Here is a 16542-nt window from a genome sequence, read left to right as displayed (position 1 = left end):
TCGCCACCTGGCTGGTGGGCTGGATGGACTGCACCAAAACGGTGCGTTTTTGCGATGCACCGCCATGGCCCGGCTTTTGCGCGGCTTTTTGCACCAAACAGGTGATTTGCAAGTGAGTGCATGCTCTTTGTTTGGGCGCAGACGCAAAAAAGCCCACCGCCAGGGCGATGGGCTTGCAGGTCGCGCGCAGCTCAGAAGCTGGCCTGCGGCAGGTCTGCCTTGGTGAATACCAGCGAGACCTTGGCTTCCTCCGGAATCGGCGGCAAGTCCTGATTCCAATGCTCCCAGGCGCTGCGCAGCTCGGCCAGCTTCCGGGGCTCGCGATCACGCAGATTGGCGCGCTCGCGCGGGTCGTTGCCGATGTGGAACAGGTACTCGATGCCTTCGATCTGCAGATATTTCCAGTCGCCGCGTATCAAGGCCTTTTGCTCGCGGTGCTTCATGCGCCAGGCCAGGTCGCGCTCGGGCACCCAGCTTTGATCCTGCATCAGGGGCAGCAGGCTGATGCCGTCCAGCGGATAGTCGGCATGTGCGGCTACGCCCGCTGCAGCCAGGAAGGTGGCCGACCAGTCCATGGTCAGGCTGGGCGTGTCGCAGACGGCACCGGCCGTCATGCGCGCCGGCCAGCGGGCCAGCAAAGGCACGCGGATGCCGCCTTCGAGCAGGTCCATCTTCTGGCCCACGAAAGGCCAGGTATTGGAGAAGCGCTCGCCGCCGTTGTCGCTGGTGAAGACGATGAGCGTGTTCTCGCTCATGCCTTTTTCCTCCAGCGCATCCAGCAGCCAGCCGATGCCTTCGTCCATGTGATGGATCATGCGCTGATAGGTGTCGATGGAGCCGCCGTCGATATGCTTGCCCATGCCTTGCAGGCGTTCGGACTCGGCGCGGTCCTCGCGCGTCAGCCAGGGCCAGTGCGGCGCGCTGTAGTGCAGCGAGAGGTAGAAGGGCTGCTCGGCCGTCTGGCGCTTGACGAAGTCCACGGCGCGGCGGCTCAGCAGATCGGTCAGGTAGCCGTCTTCGGTGTGCGGCTCCTCGTTGCGCCAGAAGTCGGGGCGCCCGCGCGGATCGCAGTGGGCGAAGTAGTCGGCGCCGCCGGCGTGAAAGCCGTAGAACTCCTCGTAGCCCGACAGGCGCGGGCCGAAATGCGGAGGGTAGCCCAGATGCCATTTGCCGACCAGGGCCGTGGCGTAGCCGGCATCGCGCAGCAGCGAGGCCACCGTGGGGTGATCGGGCGGCAGGCCCAGCACCTTGTCGCCATGCACACTGGCGATGGGTTCCTCGGCCGCACCGCGCAGGCGGTACTGCCAGCGGCCCGTGGCCAGCGCAAAGCGCGTGGGCGAGCACACCGAGGAGTTGGAGTAACCGCGCGTGAAGCGCAGGCCCTGGGCGGCCATGGCGTCCAGGCGCGGCGAGACGTCGGTGGCGTTGTTGTGTGCATCGCGCGCACCGGTGCAGCCCAGGTCGGCATAGCCGAGGTCATCGGCCAGGATGAAGATCAGGTTGGGGCGGGAGTCGGTCATGGGAGAGCGGAGAACATTCAAAAACAGGAGCTTCTATCGCCTGTTAACAAAGGATTCTGAATAGATTTGATGCTGAAAATGTTTAGTGACAAGCGATAGGTGCTCCTCAAATATCAGGGCTTGAAGCCTGAGCGCTGCACCACCGGCGCCCATTGCGCGCGGTAGGCCTTGAGCATTTTTTCCGTGTCCTGCGCGCTGCTGACCACGGGCACCAGGTTGGAGGCGGCGAACTTGTGCTGCGTGTCGGCTTCCTTCATCACCTCCTGCACCAGCTGGGACAGGCGCTGCACCGTGGCCGGCGCCATGCTCTGCGGGGCAAACAAGGTGTTCCAGCCCGTGCCGACCAGGTTCACGCCCAGCTCCTTGAGCGTGGGAATGCCGGGCGCCATGGCACTGCGGCGCTCGCCCGAGGTGGCCAGCACGCGCAGCTTGCCCGCTTCGTGCTGGGCAATCTGGGTGTCGAAGGTGTCCACGGCGATGGGGATCTGCCCGCCCATCAGGTCGGTGAGCAGCGGGCCCGAGCCCTTGTAGCCCACGACCTCGACCGGCACCTTGGCGGTCTCGCCCAGCATCAGCGCGAAAAAGTGCGGCAGGCTGCCCGTGGCCGGTACGCCGAAATTGGCCTGCTGCGGATTGGCCTTGAGCCAGGCCAGCAGGTGCGGCAGCTCCTTCACGGGCACGGCGCTGGCGACGGCCAGGCCGAATTCGTAGCGGTTCACCTCGCTGATGGGGCGGAAGTCCTTTTCCGGGTCGTAGCCCGAGTCCGGGAACACCAGCGGCGCCACCACCATCACGGCGGGATTGGCCAGCAGCACGGCGGGCTGGGAGGCGGGCGCGTTCTTCACGTACTGGGCCGACAGACGGCCGCCCGCGCCGGGCTTGTTTTCCACGATCACCGGGCTGCCCAGCCGGGCCTGCAGGCGGTCGGCCACGATGCGTGCCACGCGGTCGGTGGCGCCGCCGGGCGGATAGCCGACCACCATGCGCAGCGGTGTCTTGTTGGGAAACAGGGCATGGGTCTCCTGGGCCTGCAGCGCGCCGCTGCCCAGCAATCCTGCGCTCAGGCCGAGCCCCGCCGCGAGCTTGCCGAAGATTCTTCTTTGCATCGTCATGTCTCTCCTGGTCTGTGATCCGCGCCGCGGTCTCACGCCATTGCTGATGGGAAAGTGGGCAGTGTAAGTGCGCGTCGACACCGGGCAGAACAGCTCGGGCGGGCGGCGGCCAGGCCTGCGGCCTCAATCGGGTTTCAGATTGATCTTGCGGGCCAGCGCTTCCCATTTGTCCGAGATCTCGCGCACCCTGGCCTGGGCCTGCTCGGGGCTGCTGCCCACCATCTCGATATCCACGGCCTTGACCCGCTCCTGCTGCTGCGGCGAGCGGATGGCGGCATCCATGGCAGCGAGAAAGCGCTTCTGGATCTCGGCAGGAACGCCCTTGGGGGCGGCCAGCAGCAGCCAGTAGGTGCCGTCGAAGTCGGGGTAGCCGGACTCGGCAATCGTGGGCAATGCGGGCAGCAGGGGCGAGCGCGTGCGCCCCGTGGTGGCCAGGGCGGTGACGCGACCGCTCTGGATCTGGGGCAGCACCGTGGGGGCGGCCAGGAAGCCGCAATCCACCTGGCCGCCCATCAGGTCCTGCATGGCCGGTGCCGGCCCCTTGTAGGGCACATGCACCATCTTCACGCCGGTGCTGGACAGCAGGGACTCCATGACCAGATGGCCGGGCGAGCCCGCGCCACCCGTGGCATAGGTCAGCTCGCGCGACTTGGCGGCGTCCAGCATGTCCTTGACGGACTTGAAGCCGAGGCCGGGGTTGCAGATCAGGGTCTGCGAGAACCTGGCGGCGGCATTGAGCACCACGATGGCATCGCTGGAGTAGCCGATGTTCTTGTAGATATGCTTGTTGACGGTGAGCACCGGGTCCATGGCCCACAGCCAGGTGTAGCCGTCGGCTGGGGCGCGGGCGACCTCGGCTGCCCCGATATTGCCATTGGCCCCGGCCCGGTTCTCCACGATCACGGCCTGGCCCAGGGCCTTCTGCACGGCCGCTGCGAGCGGGCGCACGGCGATGTCGGACGGGCCGGCGGGCGGTGTGGGAACGATGATGCGTATGGGCTTGGCGGGCCAGGTATCGGCCGCATGGGCTGCCGTGAGCAGCACGGCGGCCGCCAGCCCGGCCAGAGTGCGGCGGGCGATACGGGTGCAAGGCATGGTGTCTCCTGTCGTTTTCTTTGGAGCCACTGTAAGCAGTGACTCGATAATGGATCTAATCCATCATTCCTAGAGAAAACCCACAAACATCCATGACCAAGGTGCAGCGCCACCCCTGGCGGCAGCCGTCCGAGTTGGACGATCTGTTCCTCTACCATCTGGCCCGCCTGATGAGCTCTGCCGGGACCATGGTGGTGCGCCTGTGCGAGGGCGGCTTCGGCATTACCCGGCGCGAGTGGCGCATGATCGGCCTGCTGGCCACCAAGGGCGCCATGCAGCCGTCCCGGCTCGCGGAGCTGGCGCAGCTCGATCGCACGCGCACCTCGCGCACCATCTCCACGCTGATTGCCAAGGGGCTGCTGCACAAGCAGGGCATGGCCGGCGACGGACGCCAGGCCATGGTCCAGCTGACGCCAGCCGGGCTGGCGCTGCATGTGCAGCTGTTTCCGCAGATTCAGGCAATCAACCAGGAGCTGCTCGGCGACGTCAGCGATGCCGAGCTTCAGGTGCTGTCGCAGGTGTTCGAGCGCGTGCGCAATCGGGCGGCCCGCATGCAGGAGCAGGGCAGCTTTCCCAAGGCCGAGCGCCGTCGTGGGCGGGCCGCCGGCAGGCCGCCTGCCCGTGATGACGCCGCCGGCTGACGGCCTGTGCACACCCCTATTGCCTGTTTGAGCTGCTGGCGCATACGCTAGACCCTACAGTCCGGCTTGAAGGGGAGGGGCGTGATGGGTCTGGCTCTGGTTCAAAGTCGTGCCTTGCTGGGCTTGCAGGCACCAGGCGTCACTGTGGAGGTCCATCTGGCCAACGGCCTGCCTTCGTTCACCCTGGTGGGCCTGGCGGATGTGGAGGTCAAGGAGGCACGCGAGCGTGTGCGCGCGGCCATCGTCAATGCGGGGCTGCAGTTCCCGAACAACCAGCGCATCACGGTCAATCTGGCTCCCGCAGACCTGCCCAAGGATTCCGGCCGCTTTGACCTGCCAATAGCGCTGGGCATTCTGGCGGCCAGCGGGCAGATCGATGCTCAGCGGCTTGCCGACTATGAGTTTGCGGGTGAGCTGTCCCTGACCGGTGCGCTGCGCCCGGTGCGCGGGGCCCTGGCAACGGCGCTGGCCTTGCAGCGTCAGCAGCACCGCGTGCGGCTGGTGCTGCCGCCGGACAGTGCGCAGGAGGCCGCTTTCGTGCCGGCCATCGAAGTCTTCAGCGCTGCGCATCTGCTGGATGTGGTCAGGCAGTTCATTGCGCATGACGCCACCCTGGCGGAGCAGGGCGATGACGTGGAGGGCTGGCAGCGGGTGCACTCCAGACCTGCCGAGGCCTCCTTGCAGTCGCTGGATCTGCGCGAGGTGCGCGGCCAGATGCAGGCCAAGCGCGCGCTTGAAATTGCAGCTGCCGGCGCACATGGTGTGCTGATGATCGGCCCTCCGGGTTCGGGAAAATCCATGCTGGCCCAGCGCTTTGCCAGCTTGCTGCCGGGCATGACCGACGAGGAAGCGCTCGAAGCCGCAGCCATTGCCAGCCTCAGCGGCCGTTTCACGCCGCAGCTGTGGCGCCAGCGACCGTTTGCCGCGCCTCATCACACGGCCAGCTCCATTGCGCTGGTCGGCGGCGGCTCTCCGCCCCGGCCTGGCGAAATCTCCTATGCCCATTGCGGGGCGCTTTTTCTGGACGAGCTGCCCGAGTTCGCGCGCAGCGCCCTGGAGGCCCTGCGCGAGCCGCTGGAGACCGGGCGCATCACCATCGTGCGGGCCGTGCAGAGGGCGGAGTTTCCGGCCCGTTTCCAGCTGGTGGCCGCCATGAATCCCTGCCCCTGCGGCTACTGGGGATCGCGCATCAGGGCCTGCCGCTGCTCGCCCGATCAGGTGGCGCGTTATCAGGCGCGCATCAGCGGGCCCTTGCTGGACCGCATCGATCTGCATGTGGAGGTGGCGGCACTGTCGCCCCAGGAGCTGCTGGCAGCGCCCGAGGGCGAGAGCAGCGCTGCCGTGCAGCAACGCGTGAGTGCGGCCAGGGACAAGGCCTTGCAGCGCCAGGGCCTGCCCAATCATCAGTTGCAGGGGGTGCAGCTCGACACGCATCTGCAGCTGGAGCCCGAGGCGTTGACCTTTGCACACAAGGCTGCAGCGCGCCTTGGCTGGTCGGCGCGCGGCACGCACCGGGCCCTGAAGGTGGCACGCACCATTGCCGATTTGGCTGGCTCTGATTCCATCACGCAGGCCCATCTGGCCGAGGCCTTGCAATACCGCCGTGCGCTGATGCAGCCGTGATGCCTGGCGTGCTCAGGCAGCCAGGGCCAGCGGCACGGGCCGTGCCTGCGCGGTTCGGGGATCGACGCCCAACACCTGCGCAAATGCGTGCAATGCGGGAGACCAGCCTTCAACGGCGGCGGTCACAAAACAGGTATCGACAAAGGCCAGCTCCTGTCCGCTCCTGCCGGGCAAGGTCATCCAGTGCACGCCAAAGCGCTGTTGCTGAGCTTCGACCAGAGAGCGCGACAGCAGCGCATAACCCATGCCGGCTGCCACGCAGCCGAGGATGGTGTCCAGCATGCCCAGCTCCATGATGCGCACCGCCGTCACCCCCATCGAAGCCATCAGCAGCTCGATCCGCTGGCGGTAGCTGCAGCCCTGGCGGAATGCCAGGAACACGGCGTTGCCGAAGTCCGCCGCAGTGGGGAAGCGCGTCAGCGGCTGTCCGCTGACCAGCACCAGCTCTTCGCGGAACAGCGGCCAGGAATGCAGCTCGCTCTGCGGTGCGGCTCCATTGATGAAGGCGCAGTCGATGTGGCCGGCTGCCAGCTCCATCAGCAAGGCGGCCGTGGGCTGGGCATCCAGTTCCAGGTCTATGCCCGGATGCAGCCTGCGCAACTTGGCCAGCAGGGGCGGCAGGCGCAGGGCGGCGGTGGTTTCCATGGAACCTATGCGCAAGGCCCCCTTGACCTGGCCGGCAGCAAACTGCCGGGTTTGCAGCATGGCCAGCACCTGATCATGCGACTGCAGCATCTGCCGCGCAGATTCCAGCAGCGTACGTCCGGCCGGAGTGGGAAAGACCGGGTTGGCCCGCATCAGCAGCTGCACGCCCGCTTCGTCCTCGAGCTTTTTGATATGGGCCGTGACATTGGACTGCACGGTGTGCAGCCGCTGGGCAGCGGCACCAAAGCTGCCGCTTTCACAGACGGCTTCGAACATGCGCAGGGATTTGAGTTGCATATGCGGCTCCAATATCTTGAAATGAGATGCAAGTCATCATTTTGAATCATTGGACATGATCGCGTCACAGCGTTTAGGCTTGATGCCAATTACCCTCCGGAACCCGAGCTGTGATCGAGCGCAAAGAACTTCCCCTGCTGTTGACCGGTTTCATGGCCACCTTGAGCGGCGTCGGCCTGGCCCGTTTCGCCTATACGGCGCTGATGCCGCAGATGGTCCATGCGGGCTGGTTCAGCGGCGAGCAGGTGGCTTACCTGGGGGCCGCCAATCTGCTCGGCTATCTGATCGGGGCCCTGGTCGCCGCGCCGCTGGCCGAGCGCATGGGCGCGCTGCGCGTGCTGGTGATCTGCTGGGTGGCCGTGATGCTCAGCTTTGCCGGCTGCAGCCTGCCCCAGCCCATGGCCCTGTTCTTTGTCTGGCGGCTGATCTCGGGCATTGCCGGGGCCGCGCTGATGGTGCTGGGCCCGTCGGTGGCCATGGCTGCGGCCGCACCGCAGCGCCGCGCCACGCTGGGCCCGCTGATGTTCTGCGGCATTGGCGTGGGAGCCTTGCTGGCCGCCACCCTGGTGCCCATGTTTGCGCGCAGCAGCCTGAGCGCGGTCTGGTGGGCGCTGACGGCGCTATGTGCGCTGGCGCTTTACAGCGGATGGCATGCCGCGCGCCAGATCCCGCTGCATGCGCCGGTGGCGGTCCAGCCCACGGCGACGGCCGCAACGTCCGGTGCAACGCCATGGAGCCTGGCGGTGATCCTGGTGTTGACCGCCTATGCCTGCGACGCCTTCGGCTTTGTGCCGCACACCGTGTTCTGGGTGGACTACCTGGATCGCGAGCTGCAGCTGGGCGGCGCCTATGCTTCGACGCAATGGGCATTCTTCGGGCTTGGCGCGATGATCGGGCCGCTGTGTGCGGCCTACTGCGCCACGCGCTGGGGCTGGTGGGGAACGACCACGGGCGCCTATGCCCTCAAGGCCGTGGCCATCGGCCTGCCGCTGGTCTGGGCCGGTTTCGGCGGTCATGCGCTGTCGGGTTTTGTGGTGGGGGCGCTGTCACCGGGCATGGCGGCCATCACCTCGGGTTATCTGATGCAGCTCATCGGCCCCGGCCAGCACAAGAAAATGTGGGGCTATGCCACGGCGGCATTTGCGCTGTTGCAGGCCAGCTCCGGCTATCTGATGGCATTTGTCTACGCCAGCAGCGGCAGCTATCGCCAGCTGTTCGTGCTGGGCTGCGCGGCGCTGGGCCTGGGGGCGCTGCTGGTGGCCTCCAGCCGCCTGGCCCGCGCGGCGCAATGATCCATATCGAAAAGTGACAACCAGGAGACGTGCGATGAGCAAACTACCTTTGTGGATGACAGGTCTGGGTCTGCAGCATCCCATCATTCAGGCCCCGATGGCCGGGACCTCGACCCCGCAGCTGGCGGCTGCCGTGAGCAATGCATACGCCCTGGGTTCGGTCGGCATAGGCGCCTACGGCCTCGAGCAGGCGCGCCAGCACATCGAGCAGACGCGTGCGCTGACCGATCGCCCCTTCAACGTCAACCTCTTCTGTCACCGTGCGCCGGTCGCAGATGCCGAGCGCGAAGCGCAGTGGCTGCGCTATCTGGCGCCGGAGTTCGAGCGCTACGGCGCGTCCGTGCCGTCTGGCCTGCGCTGCATCTACGAGTCTGCGCTGGGCAATGCGCGGTTGCAGGCCATGCTGCTGGAGCTGCGCCCCGCCGTGGTGAGCTTTCATTTCGGCCTGCCGGAGCAGGGCTTTGTCGATGCCTTGCGCGCTGCCGGCATCATCACGCTGGCCTGTGCCACCAGTCTCGATGAGGCGCGCCAGATCGAGCAGGCCGGGGTGGATGTGATCGTGGCTCAGGGCATGGAGGCGGGCGGCCATCGCGGCGCTTTCGTGCCCGAGCAGGACAGACTGATGGGGACTTTGGCGCTGGTGCGGCTGCTGGCGCGCGAGTCCCGCCTGCCCGTGGTCGCCGCAGGCGGCATCATGGACGGGGCGGGCATTGCCGCCGCGCTGCAGCTCGGAGCCTGTGCCGTGCAGATGGGCACGGCCTTCATCCTCTGCCCCGAATCCGCTGCCAGCCAGGCCTACCGCGCCGAGCTGCAAGGCGACAGCGCACAGCACACGGCCATCACCGCCGCCATTTCCGGGCGTCCTGCGCGCGGCATGTTCAACCGTCTGCACCAGCTGGGGCGAGACTATGCGGGAGCACTGCCCGCCTATCCCATGGTGTATGACGCAGGCAAGGCGCTGCACCAGGCAGCCAGCGCGCAGGGCAGCAGCGACTATGCCGCGCACTGGGCCGGCCAGGGCGCACCGCTGGCTCGCGCCATGCCTGCGGCTGAGCTCGTGCGTACGCTGGCGCAGGAGCTGGAGCAGGCGAAGCACGCCTGACGCGACTATTTGATTTGATAGCTGTCATCGCTTGTAATACTTCAGATCTGGATTGTTTGAGTCAAGATTTGAATACTGACTTGCGATGGATGCTATGGTTTTAGCTATTGCAGCGAATGACCGATGCATCCTTTGAAGCGAACAGACGTTGCACCGCATCGGCGCGCCGCGCCAGCACCGCGCGCTGGTTGATATAGCCCTTGTCGGTGATCTCGCCGGCCTCTGCGTCGGGTGGCTCCACCAGCACCAGCGCGCAGCCGGGGCTTTGCGAGCTGCCCGCGCCAGCATTGCGCTGCTCATGCATCACGCGGCGCAGCGCCTGTGTCAGGGCCGCAGGGTCGGCCGCGCCCGCGGGCGAGGCAAACACCAGCAAACCGAGCTCGTCGCGGTCGTGGCCTGCGATGACGATGTCCTGCACCAGTGGTGCAAGGCGCGACACCAGTTCCACGCGCAGCGTTCCCACCGAGACCCAGGTGCCGCTGGAGAGCTTGAAATCCTCGGCCACGCGGCCGTTGAAGATGACGCCGCGCTCGGGCTGCAGCTCGTCCACGACAAAGCCGGCGTCGCCAATGCGGTAGTAGCCTTCCTCGTCGAAGGCCGCAGCCGTTTCGCGTGGTGCATGGCGATAGCCGGGAAACACCGACACGCCCTTCACGCGCATTTCCAGCTTGTTGCCGTTGGGCACGAACTTGAGCTCCAGCCCGGGCAGAGGTGCACCGATGCAACCCGCGCCAGCGAGCTGCCAGTGGGCCGACGTGATGGCTGGCGAAGTCTCGGTACATCCCCACGACGTGGTCAGCCACAGCGGTCGGCCCGGGCGCACGCGTGCGGCCACTGCCTCCAGCCGCCTCCAGGTGGAGGGGGCCAGCGCCGCTGCCGCGTAGAAGGCCAGCCGCAGGCGTGAGAGGATGTCCGCTGCCAGCGTGTCGTCGGCCTCCATCAGCGGCAACACCATGTCGAAGCCGCGCGGCACGTTGAACCACAGCGTGGGGCGGACTTCGCGCAGATTGCGCACCGTCTTTTCGATCAGACCCGGCGCGGGCCGGCCCTCGTCTATGTAAAGCGTGCCGCCATGTGCCAGCACCAGATGCAGGTTGTGGTTGCCGCCGAAGGTGTGGCTCCAGGGAAGCCAGTCCACGAGCACGGGCTTTTCCTGCTCAAGAAAGCGCCAGGTCTGCGCCATTTGCTGCTGGTTGGCGCACAGCATGCGGTGCGTGTTGATGACCACCTTGGGCGTGCCGGTGGAGCCCGAGGTCAGCAGGTATTTGGCATGCGTGTCGGGCGCGATGGCTTCATAGGCGGTGCGCACGGAGACTGTCTCGGGTCTGGCCATCAGCGCCCCGAAATCCAGCCCCCCCGGCCAGTGCTGTGCATGCGCGCTGAAGACGCAGGGCGCGCGGGTTTCGCAGGCCGCCAGTGCCGGTCCGTACACGCGTGCATCCGATGCGTAGATCAGCGCGGGTTGCAGTGCCTGGAGCATCTGGCGCAGCCGCCCGAAGTCGCGCGCCGTGCGTGAATAGGCGCTGGACAGCGAGCAGGCTGCCCGGCCCACGTGCATGGCGGCCAGCATCAGCACCGCGTGATCGATGGCGTTGTCCGACAGGATGACCACCGGGCCGGGGGGCAGATCCAGGTCCAGCAGCCCCTGGGCCGTGCGTCCCACGGCCTCGCGCAGCTCGCCCCAGAGGAGCATGCGCCAGCCGCAGCCGTCGGGCGTGCGTTCGGCCAGAGCCGGCGTCGCAGGTGTTTCGCGCGCCCAGCGCTCGAGCCAGTCGCCCACGCAGCGCGCATAGGGCCTCAGTGCCACGGGCGATCGTAGCACGAAGCTGCCGTCGTCAAAATCGGTGCGCAGGCTGCTCGGCGGGGCGATCTGTTGCGGATCGGACAGGAAGTCTATGGCTTGCATGCGTGCTCCTCCAGGTGGGCTCAGAACAGCGAACCCTGGGCTTTGGCGCGTATCAGGTCGGTCAGCAGCTCGTCGCGTGTGCGTTCCAGCTCCTCCTCATCGCGCATGCCGCGCGCCTCGGTGACGCCCTGCACCACATGAGCCTTGAGCGCCGGCGTCATGGCTGGATTGCCAAGATCGTGCCACCAGCTCTCGATGGGGCCGCCCAGGTGCTCCAGCAGATGCTGAATGCCGCCCTGTCCGCCAGACAGATGCAGGTTCATGAATGGCCCCATCAGCGCCCAGCGCAGTCCGGGGCCGTGGGCGATGGCCGTGTCGATGTCGCTGACGCTGGCCACGCCCTGGTCAACGAGGTGAAAGGCCTCGCGCCACAGCGCGGCCTGCAGGCGGTTGGCGATGTGGCCAGCGATCTCGCGCCGCACGTGAATGGGGCGCTTGCCCAGCGCTGCATAGAAGTCCATGGCGCGCTGAATGCTGTCTGGCGAGGTGGCATCGCCACCACCCACCTCCACCAGCGGAATCAGGTGCGGCGGATTGAAGGGATGTCCCAGAACCACGCGCTGCGGCGCCTTGCAGCGCACCTGCATGCCGCTGACCGGCAGGCCCGAGCTGCTGCTGGCCAGCAGCACCTGCGGCGGCGTGGCAGCGTCCAGGCGCGCATAGAGGTCAGCCTTGAAATCGGCGCGCTCGGGGCCGCTTTCCTGCACGAAGTCGCAGCCGTCCAGCGCACGCTCCAGTGTGGCGTCGAAGCGCAGGCGCTCGGGCGAAGCTCCATCCGTCAGTCCCATGCGTTGCATGGTTGGCCAGTGGCGCTGCACCGCTTCGCGCAGGCGCTGTTCGGCGCCGGGTGCAGGATCGGTGGCCGTCACTTCCAGGCCGTGCGCCAGAAAGAATGCCGCCCAGCTGGCACCGATCACGCCGGTGCCAACCACGGCAACGCGCCGTATCGCGGGTGCGGCCGCGCTCATGATGTCTTCCATTGTGTGCAGCGTGTCTCTGCGCGGGTAGTCCAGGCGGCCTCGCCCCGGATGGTCTCGACCACCTTGTAGTAGTCCCAGGGCTCTCTGGATTCGGCCGGCGTCTTCACCTGCATCAGATGCATGTCATGCACCATCAGGCCGTCGGCGCGCAGCCAGCCATCCTTGACGAACATGTCGTTGAAACGGGTCTTCCTGAGCTGTTCCATCACCTTGGTGCCATCATCCGTGCCCGCGGCCTGCACGGCCTTGAGGTACTGCAACGTGGCGGAGTAGTCGCCCGCATGGAAGGAGGTAGGCATGCGCTTGTGCTTGTCGAAGAAGCGCCGCGCCCATGCGCTGGCCTCGGGACTCTGGTTCCAGTACCAGCTGTCGGTCAGATACATGCCCTGTGCCGTCTTCAGGCCCAGGGCGTGCACGTCCTGAATGGTGATGATCATGCCCGCGAGCTTCATCTTCTGCGCCAGCCCGAATTCCGCTGCCGACTTGATCGCATTGACCGTGTCGCCACCCGCATTGGCCAGGGCCAGTACATCGGGCTTGGCGGCCAGAGCCTGCAGCATGAAGGACGAGAAGTCGCTGGCGCCCAGCGGGTGCTTGACCGCACCGGCCACGTTGCCGCTGCCGGCTTCGAGCACCTTGGCGGCATCGGCCTGAAGCGCATTGCCGAAGGCATAGTCGGCCGTCACGAAGAACCAGCGCTTGCCGCCGCTCTTGAGCACGGCGCTGGCCGTTCCGCGCGCCATGGCCACCGTGTCGTAGGCATACATGACCGTGTAGGGCGAACACTGCTCGTTGGTGAGGCTGGAGGCGCCCGAGCCGACCACGAAATAGGGCTTGCGCTTGTCGCGAGCCACGCCCGCCATGGCAATCGCCGCACCCGAATTCACGCCGCCGATCAGCATGTCGAAGCGCTCCACGTCGAACCATTGGCGCGCCTTGGCTGCGGCGATGTCGGCCTTGTTCTGGTGGTCGGCCGCCACCAGCTCGATCTTCTTGCCGTTGATGGCACCACCCATGTCGGCGATGGCCATGCGTATGGCTTCTGCGCCTGCAGGTCCGTCGTAGTCGCGGTACACGCCCGACATATCGCTGATGAAGCCTATGCGTATCACATCGTCCGAAATCTGGGCTGCTGCCGTGGCCGCACCGGCCAGCGTCAAGGCGCCCGCCAGGGCCTTGCATGTGAAGTTCATGATGCTGTCTCCTCGTTGTTGTGCGAACTGTGCTGCGTCGTGTGCGGTTCAGGCTGCCTGTGCCATGGCGGCGGGCGCGAACGCGGGCAGCGGCATGCCACTGCGTTGCAGCCCCATGATCTGACGCGCTTCCTCGGGTGTGGCGGGCTCCATGTCGAGCTCGCGGATCAGGCGCACGATGCGCTCGGTCAGCTGTACATTGGTGGCCAGCTCGCCCTGGCGGTAGTAGAGGTTGTCCTCCAGCCCCACACGCGCATGGCCGCCCAGCAGCAGCGCAGCCACATTGGCCTCCAGCTGCGAGGGACCGATGCCGCTGACGCAGAAGATGCTGTTGGCGGGCAGAACGTCCACCATCTGCTGCAGGTAGCGCGGAGAGAACGGCATGGCGTTCTGGAAGTTGCGGTGGACGTTCATCACCAGGTTGATGAAGTGCGGTGCGGCATCGTGGTCTTCCTCGATCAGCGTGGTCACGTCCTGCAGGATGTGGGTGTGGGCGAAGACCTCCCACTCTGGCTTGATGCCGCGCGCCTTCATGCCTACGGCCAGTTCGCGGCCCCGGGACAGCGGTGTGTCCATGAGGATCTCGCGCCCGCCGAAGCTCAGGTTCAGCGTGGTTGCATCCAGCGTACACATTTCGGCGCCTGCGTCCATGCCCTTGATGCGCTCCTCCCAGGCGATTTCCCAGCGCCCGCCCTGCAGCTCGCGCACCATGTCGCCGTGCACGCCGCCGCCCGTGGAGTTGTTGATCACGATGTCGCAGCCCGCAGCGCGGATGCGGGTGTTGATGTCGCGGTAGATGTCGGCATTGCAGGTGGCGCCGTCGTCGGGGCGGCGCGCATGGATGGCGGCCACGCTGGCGCCCGCATTGCAGCAGCGCACCACGTCCTCGGCGATTTCGTCCGGCTGGGTAGGGAGATAGGGGTTCTGCGATTTGTGGGCCATGCCGCCCGTGGGGGCAATGGTCACGATCACCTTGCGCTTGCTCATGGCGTCTCCTGATGCGTGGGGTTGGGTCGTCAGCTATTATTTTTTTCACCCCTTCACTAATCAGTCGTTGCGATGACATTTGACCTCGGGGTAAGTACGCAAGGAGCTTCACCATCGTCCGTCATCACCGCTCAACGGCCGCGGCCCGTCCCACCCTCGATGAACTGCTGTCCGGCTCGGCCTGGTTTCCCGCGCTCGACGTTGCCGTGCGCGAACGCGTGCGTGCCGAGATGCGCGAGGTGGACCTGCCCGCGGGCACTGCGCTGTGCCGCATGGGCGATGCGCCCCGGCACTGGTATGGCGCCATCGAAGGGCTGCTCAAATGGTCGGTGAGCAGCGCCGACGGTCGCTCGGTCACGCTGGGCGGCCTGTCGGTGGGCAGCTGGTTCGGCGAGGGAACGGTGCTGCGCGGAGTGGCGCGCACGGCAGACGTGATCGCGCTGCGCGACAGCCGCGTGGCCTTGATGCCTGCCGAGGTCTTCGAGTGGTTGCGCGGCAGCGAGCGCAGCTTCGAAGCCTTTTTGCTGCGTCAGATCAACGAGCGCATGCACTGGTTTCTAGGCAACTTTGCGGCCCACCATCTGCTTGATACCGACAGTCAGGTGGCGCGTGCACTGGTGGGCCTGTTCCACCCCTGGCTGCACCCGGGCAGCGACCCGCGCCTGCGTGTTTCCCAAGAGGAGATCGCCAATCTCTCTGGCTTGTCGCGCCAGCGTTGCAACGCGGCGCTGCGCCGCCTGGCCGCAGGAGGGTTGATCGAGATCGAATACGGCGGTATCACGGTCATCGACCTGCCGCGTCTGCGCACGCGCGTGCTCGCTGCCGCGTCGTTCTAACCGCCAGGACAGCGCTTTTTCACATGTGCTCGTGATAGACCGCGATGGCCTCGATCAACTCCTGCAACTGCGCCGATACAGGCTGCTCTGCGCGCACCAGCATATAGCGGGGACGCACGGCCCAGGCATCGGTCAGCGGCACACGGCATACGCGCTGCGTGCCGCGATAGCGCAGTGCCGCCGTCTCAGGCACGACAGCGATGCCTACGCCGGCAGCGACCATGCGGCACATGGTGTCGAAACTGGACAACTGTATGCGCAGCTTCAGCGTAGCCCCGAGTTGCTGGCTCAGCTGGTCGAGAAAGGTCTGCAGCGTGCTGCCGCGGTGCATGCCCACAAAGCGCTCGTGAAGTACCTCGGAGAACGCCACATGATCCAGCTCGGCCCAGCGCGGCGCATCAGGTGTCACCAGCACCAGTCGGTCGGTGCTGAAATGCATGGTGCGTAGTCCATGGGTGTCCACGGTTCCGGCAACAATGCCCAGGTCGGCGCGGCCGTCGCGGATATCGGCAGCAATGCCTGCATTCGGGCGCTCCTGCAGATCCACGTTGATATGGGGATGCTCAGTGAGGTAGGCGGCCAGGATGTCGGGCATGAAATCCGTGACTGCCGTGGTGTTGGCGAACACACGCACATGGCCGCGCAGCCCCGCGCCATACTCCTGCAGATCGGCTTGAAGCTGACGTGACTGCTGCAGCATGGCCCGCGCATGGTGCAGAAAGGCCTCACCGGGGGCCGACAGTCGTACCCCTCTAGCCTCTCGAATCAACAAAGGCATGCCTGCCTGTTCCTCCAGTGCCCGGATGCGTGCACTGGTGGCCGCCAGAGATAGATGTGATTGCTCTGAAGTCCTTGTCAAACTTCCAGTCTGTGCTATCAAAACAAAGAGTCTTAGATCTTTGAGGTCGAACTGCATGGCACCCTCGGGTATGTACTGGATCTGGGTAGGTTTCGAAAAAACAAAAGTCTCGCTTCCAATATGACAGATTGTGCGGTGTGCCGGAGGCAGCGAGCATAGGCGACAGATTTCAACGAGGAGACCCTGTCGTGCATGCCTGCTGCGTTTCGCCCATGCCCCTTCACATAGCCTGCGTCCGGAGGCTCCTGGACCGGCCTGCAACTGGTGCTGCCAACTGGACAGGCCGCGCATGACCGACAGCATCCACCCCTCGGCCCTGGATCACCTGCAGACCTGGCAGAGCAAAAGCGAAACTGCGCTTGACCTCATCACCGCCGCTCCCTTGCGGGCGCTGTCGGCTACGCTGGACCGGGATGACCCTGCTACCGCACCCGGTACGCCGGTGGCGCCGCTG

General features: G+C 66.2%; 14 protein-coding genes and 1 pseudogene. 6 read left to right on the top strand and 9 right to left on the bottom strand.

Annotated elements, in window-relative coordinates; all coding sequences use genetic code 11:
• Positions 1-191: 191 nt before the first annotated feature.
• From ACLBXN_RS16640 to ACLBXN_RS16630, 3 genes are all read right to left on the bottom strand, one after another.
• On the bottom strand, positions 192-1520 hold the full coding sequence (locus ACLBXN_RS16640) for a sulfatase family protein (protein WP_447612874.1): 1329 nt from the start codon (positions 1518-1520) through the stop codon (positions 192-194).
• Between the two features lie 113 nt (positions 1521-1633).
• Positions 1634-2626: a Bug family tripartite tricarboxylate transporter substrate binding protein gene (locus tag ACLBXN_RS16635; protein ID WP_043007149.1), complete on the bottom strand. Its 993-nt coding sequence runs from the start codon at positions 2624-2626 to the stop codon at positions 1634-1636.
• A gap of 129 nt (positions 2627-2755) precedes the next feature.
• Positions 2756-3727: a tripartite tricarboxylate transporter substrate binding protein gene (locus tag ACLBXN_RS16630; RefSeq protein WP_447612873.1), complete on the bottom strand. Its 972-nt coding sequence runs from the start codon at positions 3725-3727 to the stop codon at positions 2756-2758.
• A gap of 92 nt (positions 3728-3819) precedes the next feature.
• Here ACLBXN_RS16630 and ACLBXN_RS16625 point away from each other — a divergent pair, with 92 nt between their 5' ends.
• Both ACLBXN_RS16625 and ACLBXN_RS16620 read left to right on the top strand, forming a co-directional pair.
• Positions 3820-4368, top strand: coding sequence for a MarR family winged helix-turn-helix transcriptional regulator (locus ACLBXN_RS16625; protein WP_447612872.1), 549 nt, complete (start codon positions 3820-3822; stop codon positions 4366-4368).
• Between the two features lie 84 nt (positions 4369-4452).
• Positions 4453-5991, top strand: a complete 1539-nt coding sequence (locus ACLBXN_RS16620; RefSeq protein WP_447612871.1) for a YifB family Mg chelatase-like AAA ATPase — start codon at positions 4453-4455, stop codon at positions 5989-5991.
• A gap of 12 nt (positions 5992-6003) precedes the next feature.
• On the opposite strand, the gene ACLBXN_RS16615 is transcribed toward ACLBXN_RS16620, so the two are convergent.
• Positions 6004-6933: a LysR substrate-binding domain-containing protein gene (locus ACLBXN_RS16615; protein ID WP_447612870.1), complete on the bottom strand. Its 930-nt coding sequence runs from the start codon at positions 6931-6933 to the stop codon at positions 6004-6006.
• 110 nt (positions 6934-7043) lie between these two features.
• Between ACLBXN_RS16615 and ACLBXN_RS16610 the strand changes: the two genes are divergently transcribed.
• Positions 7044-8225, top strand: coding sequence for a YbfB/YjiJ family MFS transporter (locus tag ACLBXN_RS16610; RefSeq protein WP_447612869.1), 1182 nt, complete (start codon positions 7044-7046; stop codon positions 8223-8225).
• Between the two features lie 34 nt (positions 8226-8259).
• On the top strand, positions 8260-9327 hold the full coding sequence (locus tag ACLBXN_RS16605) for an NAD(P)H-dependent flavin oxidoreductase (protein ID WP_447612868.1): 1068 nt from the start codon (positions 8260-8262) through the stop codon (positions 9325-9327).
• Positions 9328-9427: 100 nt separating this feature from the next.
• On the opposite strand, the gene ACLBXN_RS16600 is transcribed toward ACLBXN_RS16605, so the two are convergent.
• From ACLBXN_RS16600 to ACLBXN_RS16585, 4 genes are read right to left on the bottom strand one after another with little or no spacing between them, the layout of a single operon-like run.
• A complete protein-coding gene (locus ACLBXN_RS16600; protein WP_447612867.1) occupies positions 9428-11233 on the bottom strand; it encodes a feruloyl-CoA synthase in 1806 nt (601 codons plus the stop codon).
• A gap of 20 nt (positions 11234-11253) precedes the next feature.
• Positions 11254-12201 (bottom strand): 3-hydroxyacyl-CoA dehydrogenase NAD-binding domain-containing protein, encoded by a 948-nt coding sequence (locus tag ACLBXN_RS16595; protein ID WP_447612866.1) that lies wholly within the window; start codon positions 12199-12201, stop codon positions 11254-11256.
• On the bottom strand, positions 12198-13406 hold the full coding sequence (locus ACLBXN_RS16590; RefSeq protein ID WP_407714821.1) for an ABC transporter substrate-binding protein: 1209 nt from the start codon (positions 13404-13406) through the stop codon (positions 12198-12200). The genes ACLBXN_RS16595 and ACLBXN_RS16590 overlap by 4 nt, the downstream gene beginning before the upstream one ends.
• Positions 13407-13454: 48 nt before the next feature.
• The gene (locus tag ACLBXN_RS16585; protein ID WP_407714822.1) at positions 13455-14393 is read right to left on the bottom strand and encodes a BKACE family enzyme; all 939 of its coding nucleotides are present in this window, start codon (positions 14391-14393) and stop codon (positions 13455-13457) included.
• Between the two features lie 206 nt (positions 14394-14599).
• Between ACLBXN_RS16585 and ACLBXN_RS16580 the strand changes: the two genes are divergently transcribed.
• Complete coding sequence (locus ACLBXN_RS16580) at positions 14600-15229, top strand: Crp/Fnr family transcriptional regulator (RefSeq protein ID WP_447612865.1); 630 nt, start codon at positions 14600-14602, stop codon at positions 15227-15229.
• A gap of 19 nt (positions 15230-15248) precedes the next feature.
• Here ACLBXN_RS16580 and ACLBXN_RS16575 read toward each other — a convergent pair whose 3' ends face one another.
• Positions 15249-16145 (bottom strand): LysR family transcriptional regulator, encoded by an 897-nt coding sequence (locus ACLBXN_RS16575; protein WP_447612864.1) that lies wholly within the window; start codon positions 16143-16145, stop codon positions 15249-15251.
• Positions 16146-16377: 232 nt separating this feature from the next.
• On the opposite strand from ACLBXN_RS16575, the pseudogene ACLBXN_RS16570 reads away from it, so the two are divergent.
• Positions 16378-16542, top strand: a pseudogene (locus ACLBXN_RS16570) (acyl-CoA dehydrogenase); the annotation flags it as partial.

It is taken from the genome of Comamonas sp. C24C (genome assembly GCF_053345995.1).
The sequence above is the reverse complement of the archived record's forward strand: the minus strand, read 5'-3'. Positions and strand labels throughout refer to the sequence as shown.

Excerpts from the sequence above, each read along its gene's own strand:
- ACLBXN_RS16640 (WP_447612874.1), bottom strand. The coding sequence starts at position 1,520 with ATGACCGACTCCCGCCCCAACCTGATCTTCATCCTGGCCGATGACCTC.
- ACLBXN_RS16635 (WP_043007149.1), bottom strand. The coding sequence starts at position 2,626 with ATGCAAAGAAGAATCTTCGGCAAGCTCGCGGCGGGGCTCGGCCTGAGC.
- ACLBXN_RS16630 (WP_447612873.1), bottom strand. The coding sequence starts at position 3,727 with ATGCCTTGCACCCGTATCGCCCGCCGCACTCTGGCCGGGCTGGCGGCC.
- ACLBXN_RS16625 (WP_447612872.1), top strand. The coding sequence starts at position 3,820 with ATGACCAAGGTGCAGCGCCACCCCTGGCGGCAGCCGTCCGAGTTGGAC.
- ACLBXN_RS16620 (WP_447612871.1), top strand. The coding sequence starts at position 4,453 with ATGGGTCTGGCTCTGGTTCAAAGTCGTGCCTTGCTGGGCTTGCAGGCA.
- ACLBXN_RS16615 (WP_447612870.1), bottom strand. The coding sequence starts at position 6,933 with ATGCAACTCAAATCCCTGCGCATGTTCGAAGCCGTCTGTGAAAGCGGC.
- ACLBXN_RS16605 (WP_447612868.1), top strand. The coding sequence starts at position 8,260 with ATGAGCAAACTACCTTTGTGGATGACAGGTCTGGGTCTGCAGCATCCC.
- ACLBXN_RS16600 (WP_447612867.1), bottom strand. The coding sequence starts at position 11,233 with ATGCAAGCCATAGACTTCCTGTCCGATCCGCAACAGATCGCCCCGCCG.
- ACLBXN_RS16595 (WP_447612866.1), bottom strand. The coding sequence starts at position 12,201 with ATGAGCGCGGCCGCACCCGCGATACGGCGCGTTGCCGTGGTTGGCACC.
- ACLBXN_RS16590 (WP_407714821.1), bottom strand. The coding sequence starts at position 13,406 with ATGAACTTCACATGCAAGGCCCTGGCGGGCGCCTTGACGCTGGCCGGT.
- ACLBXN_RS16585 (WP_407714822.1), bottom strand. The coding sequence starts at position 14,393 with ATGAGCAAGCGCAAGGTGATCGTGACCATTGCCCCCACGGGCGGCATG.
- ACLBXN_RS16575 (WP_447612864.1), bottom strand. The coding sequence starts at position 16,145 with ATGCAGTTCGACCTCAAAGATCTAAGACTCTTTGTTTTGATAGCACAG.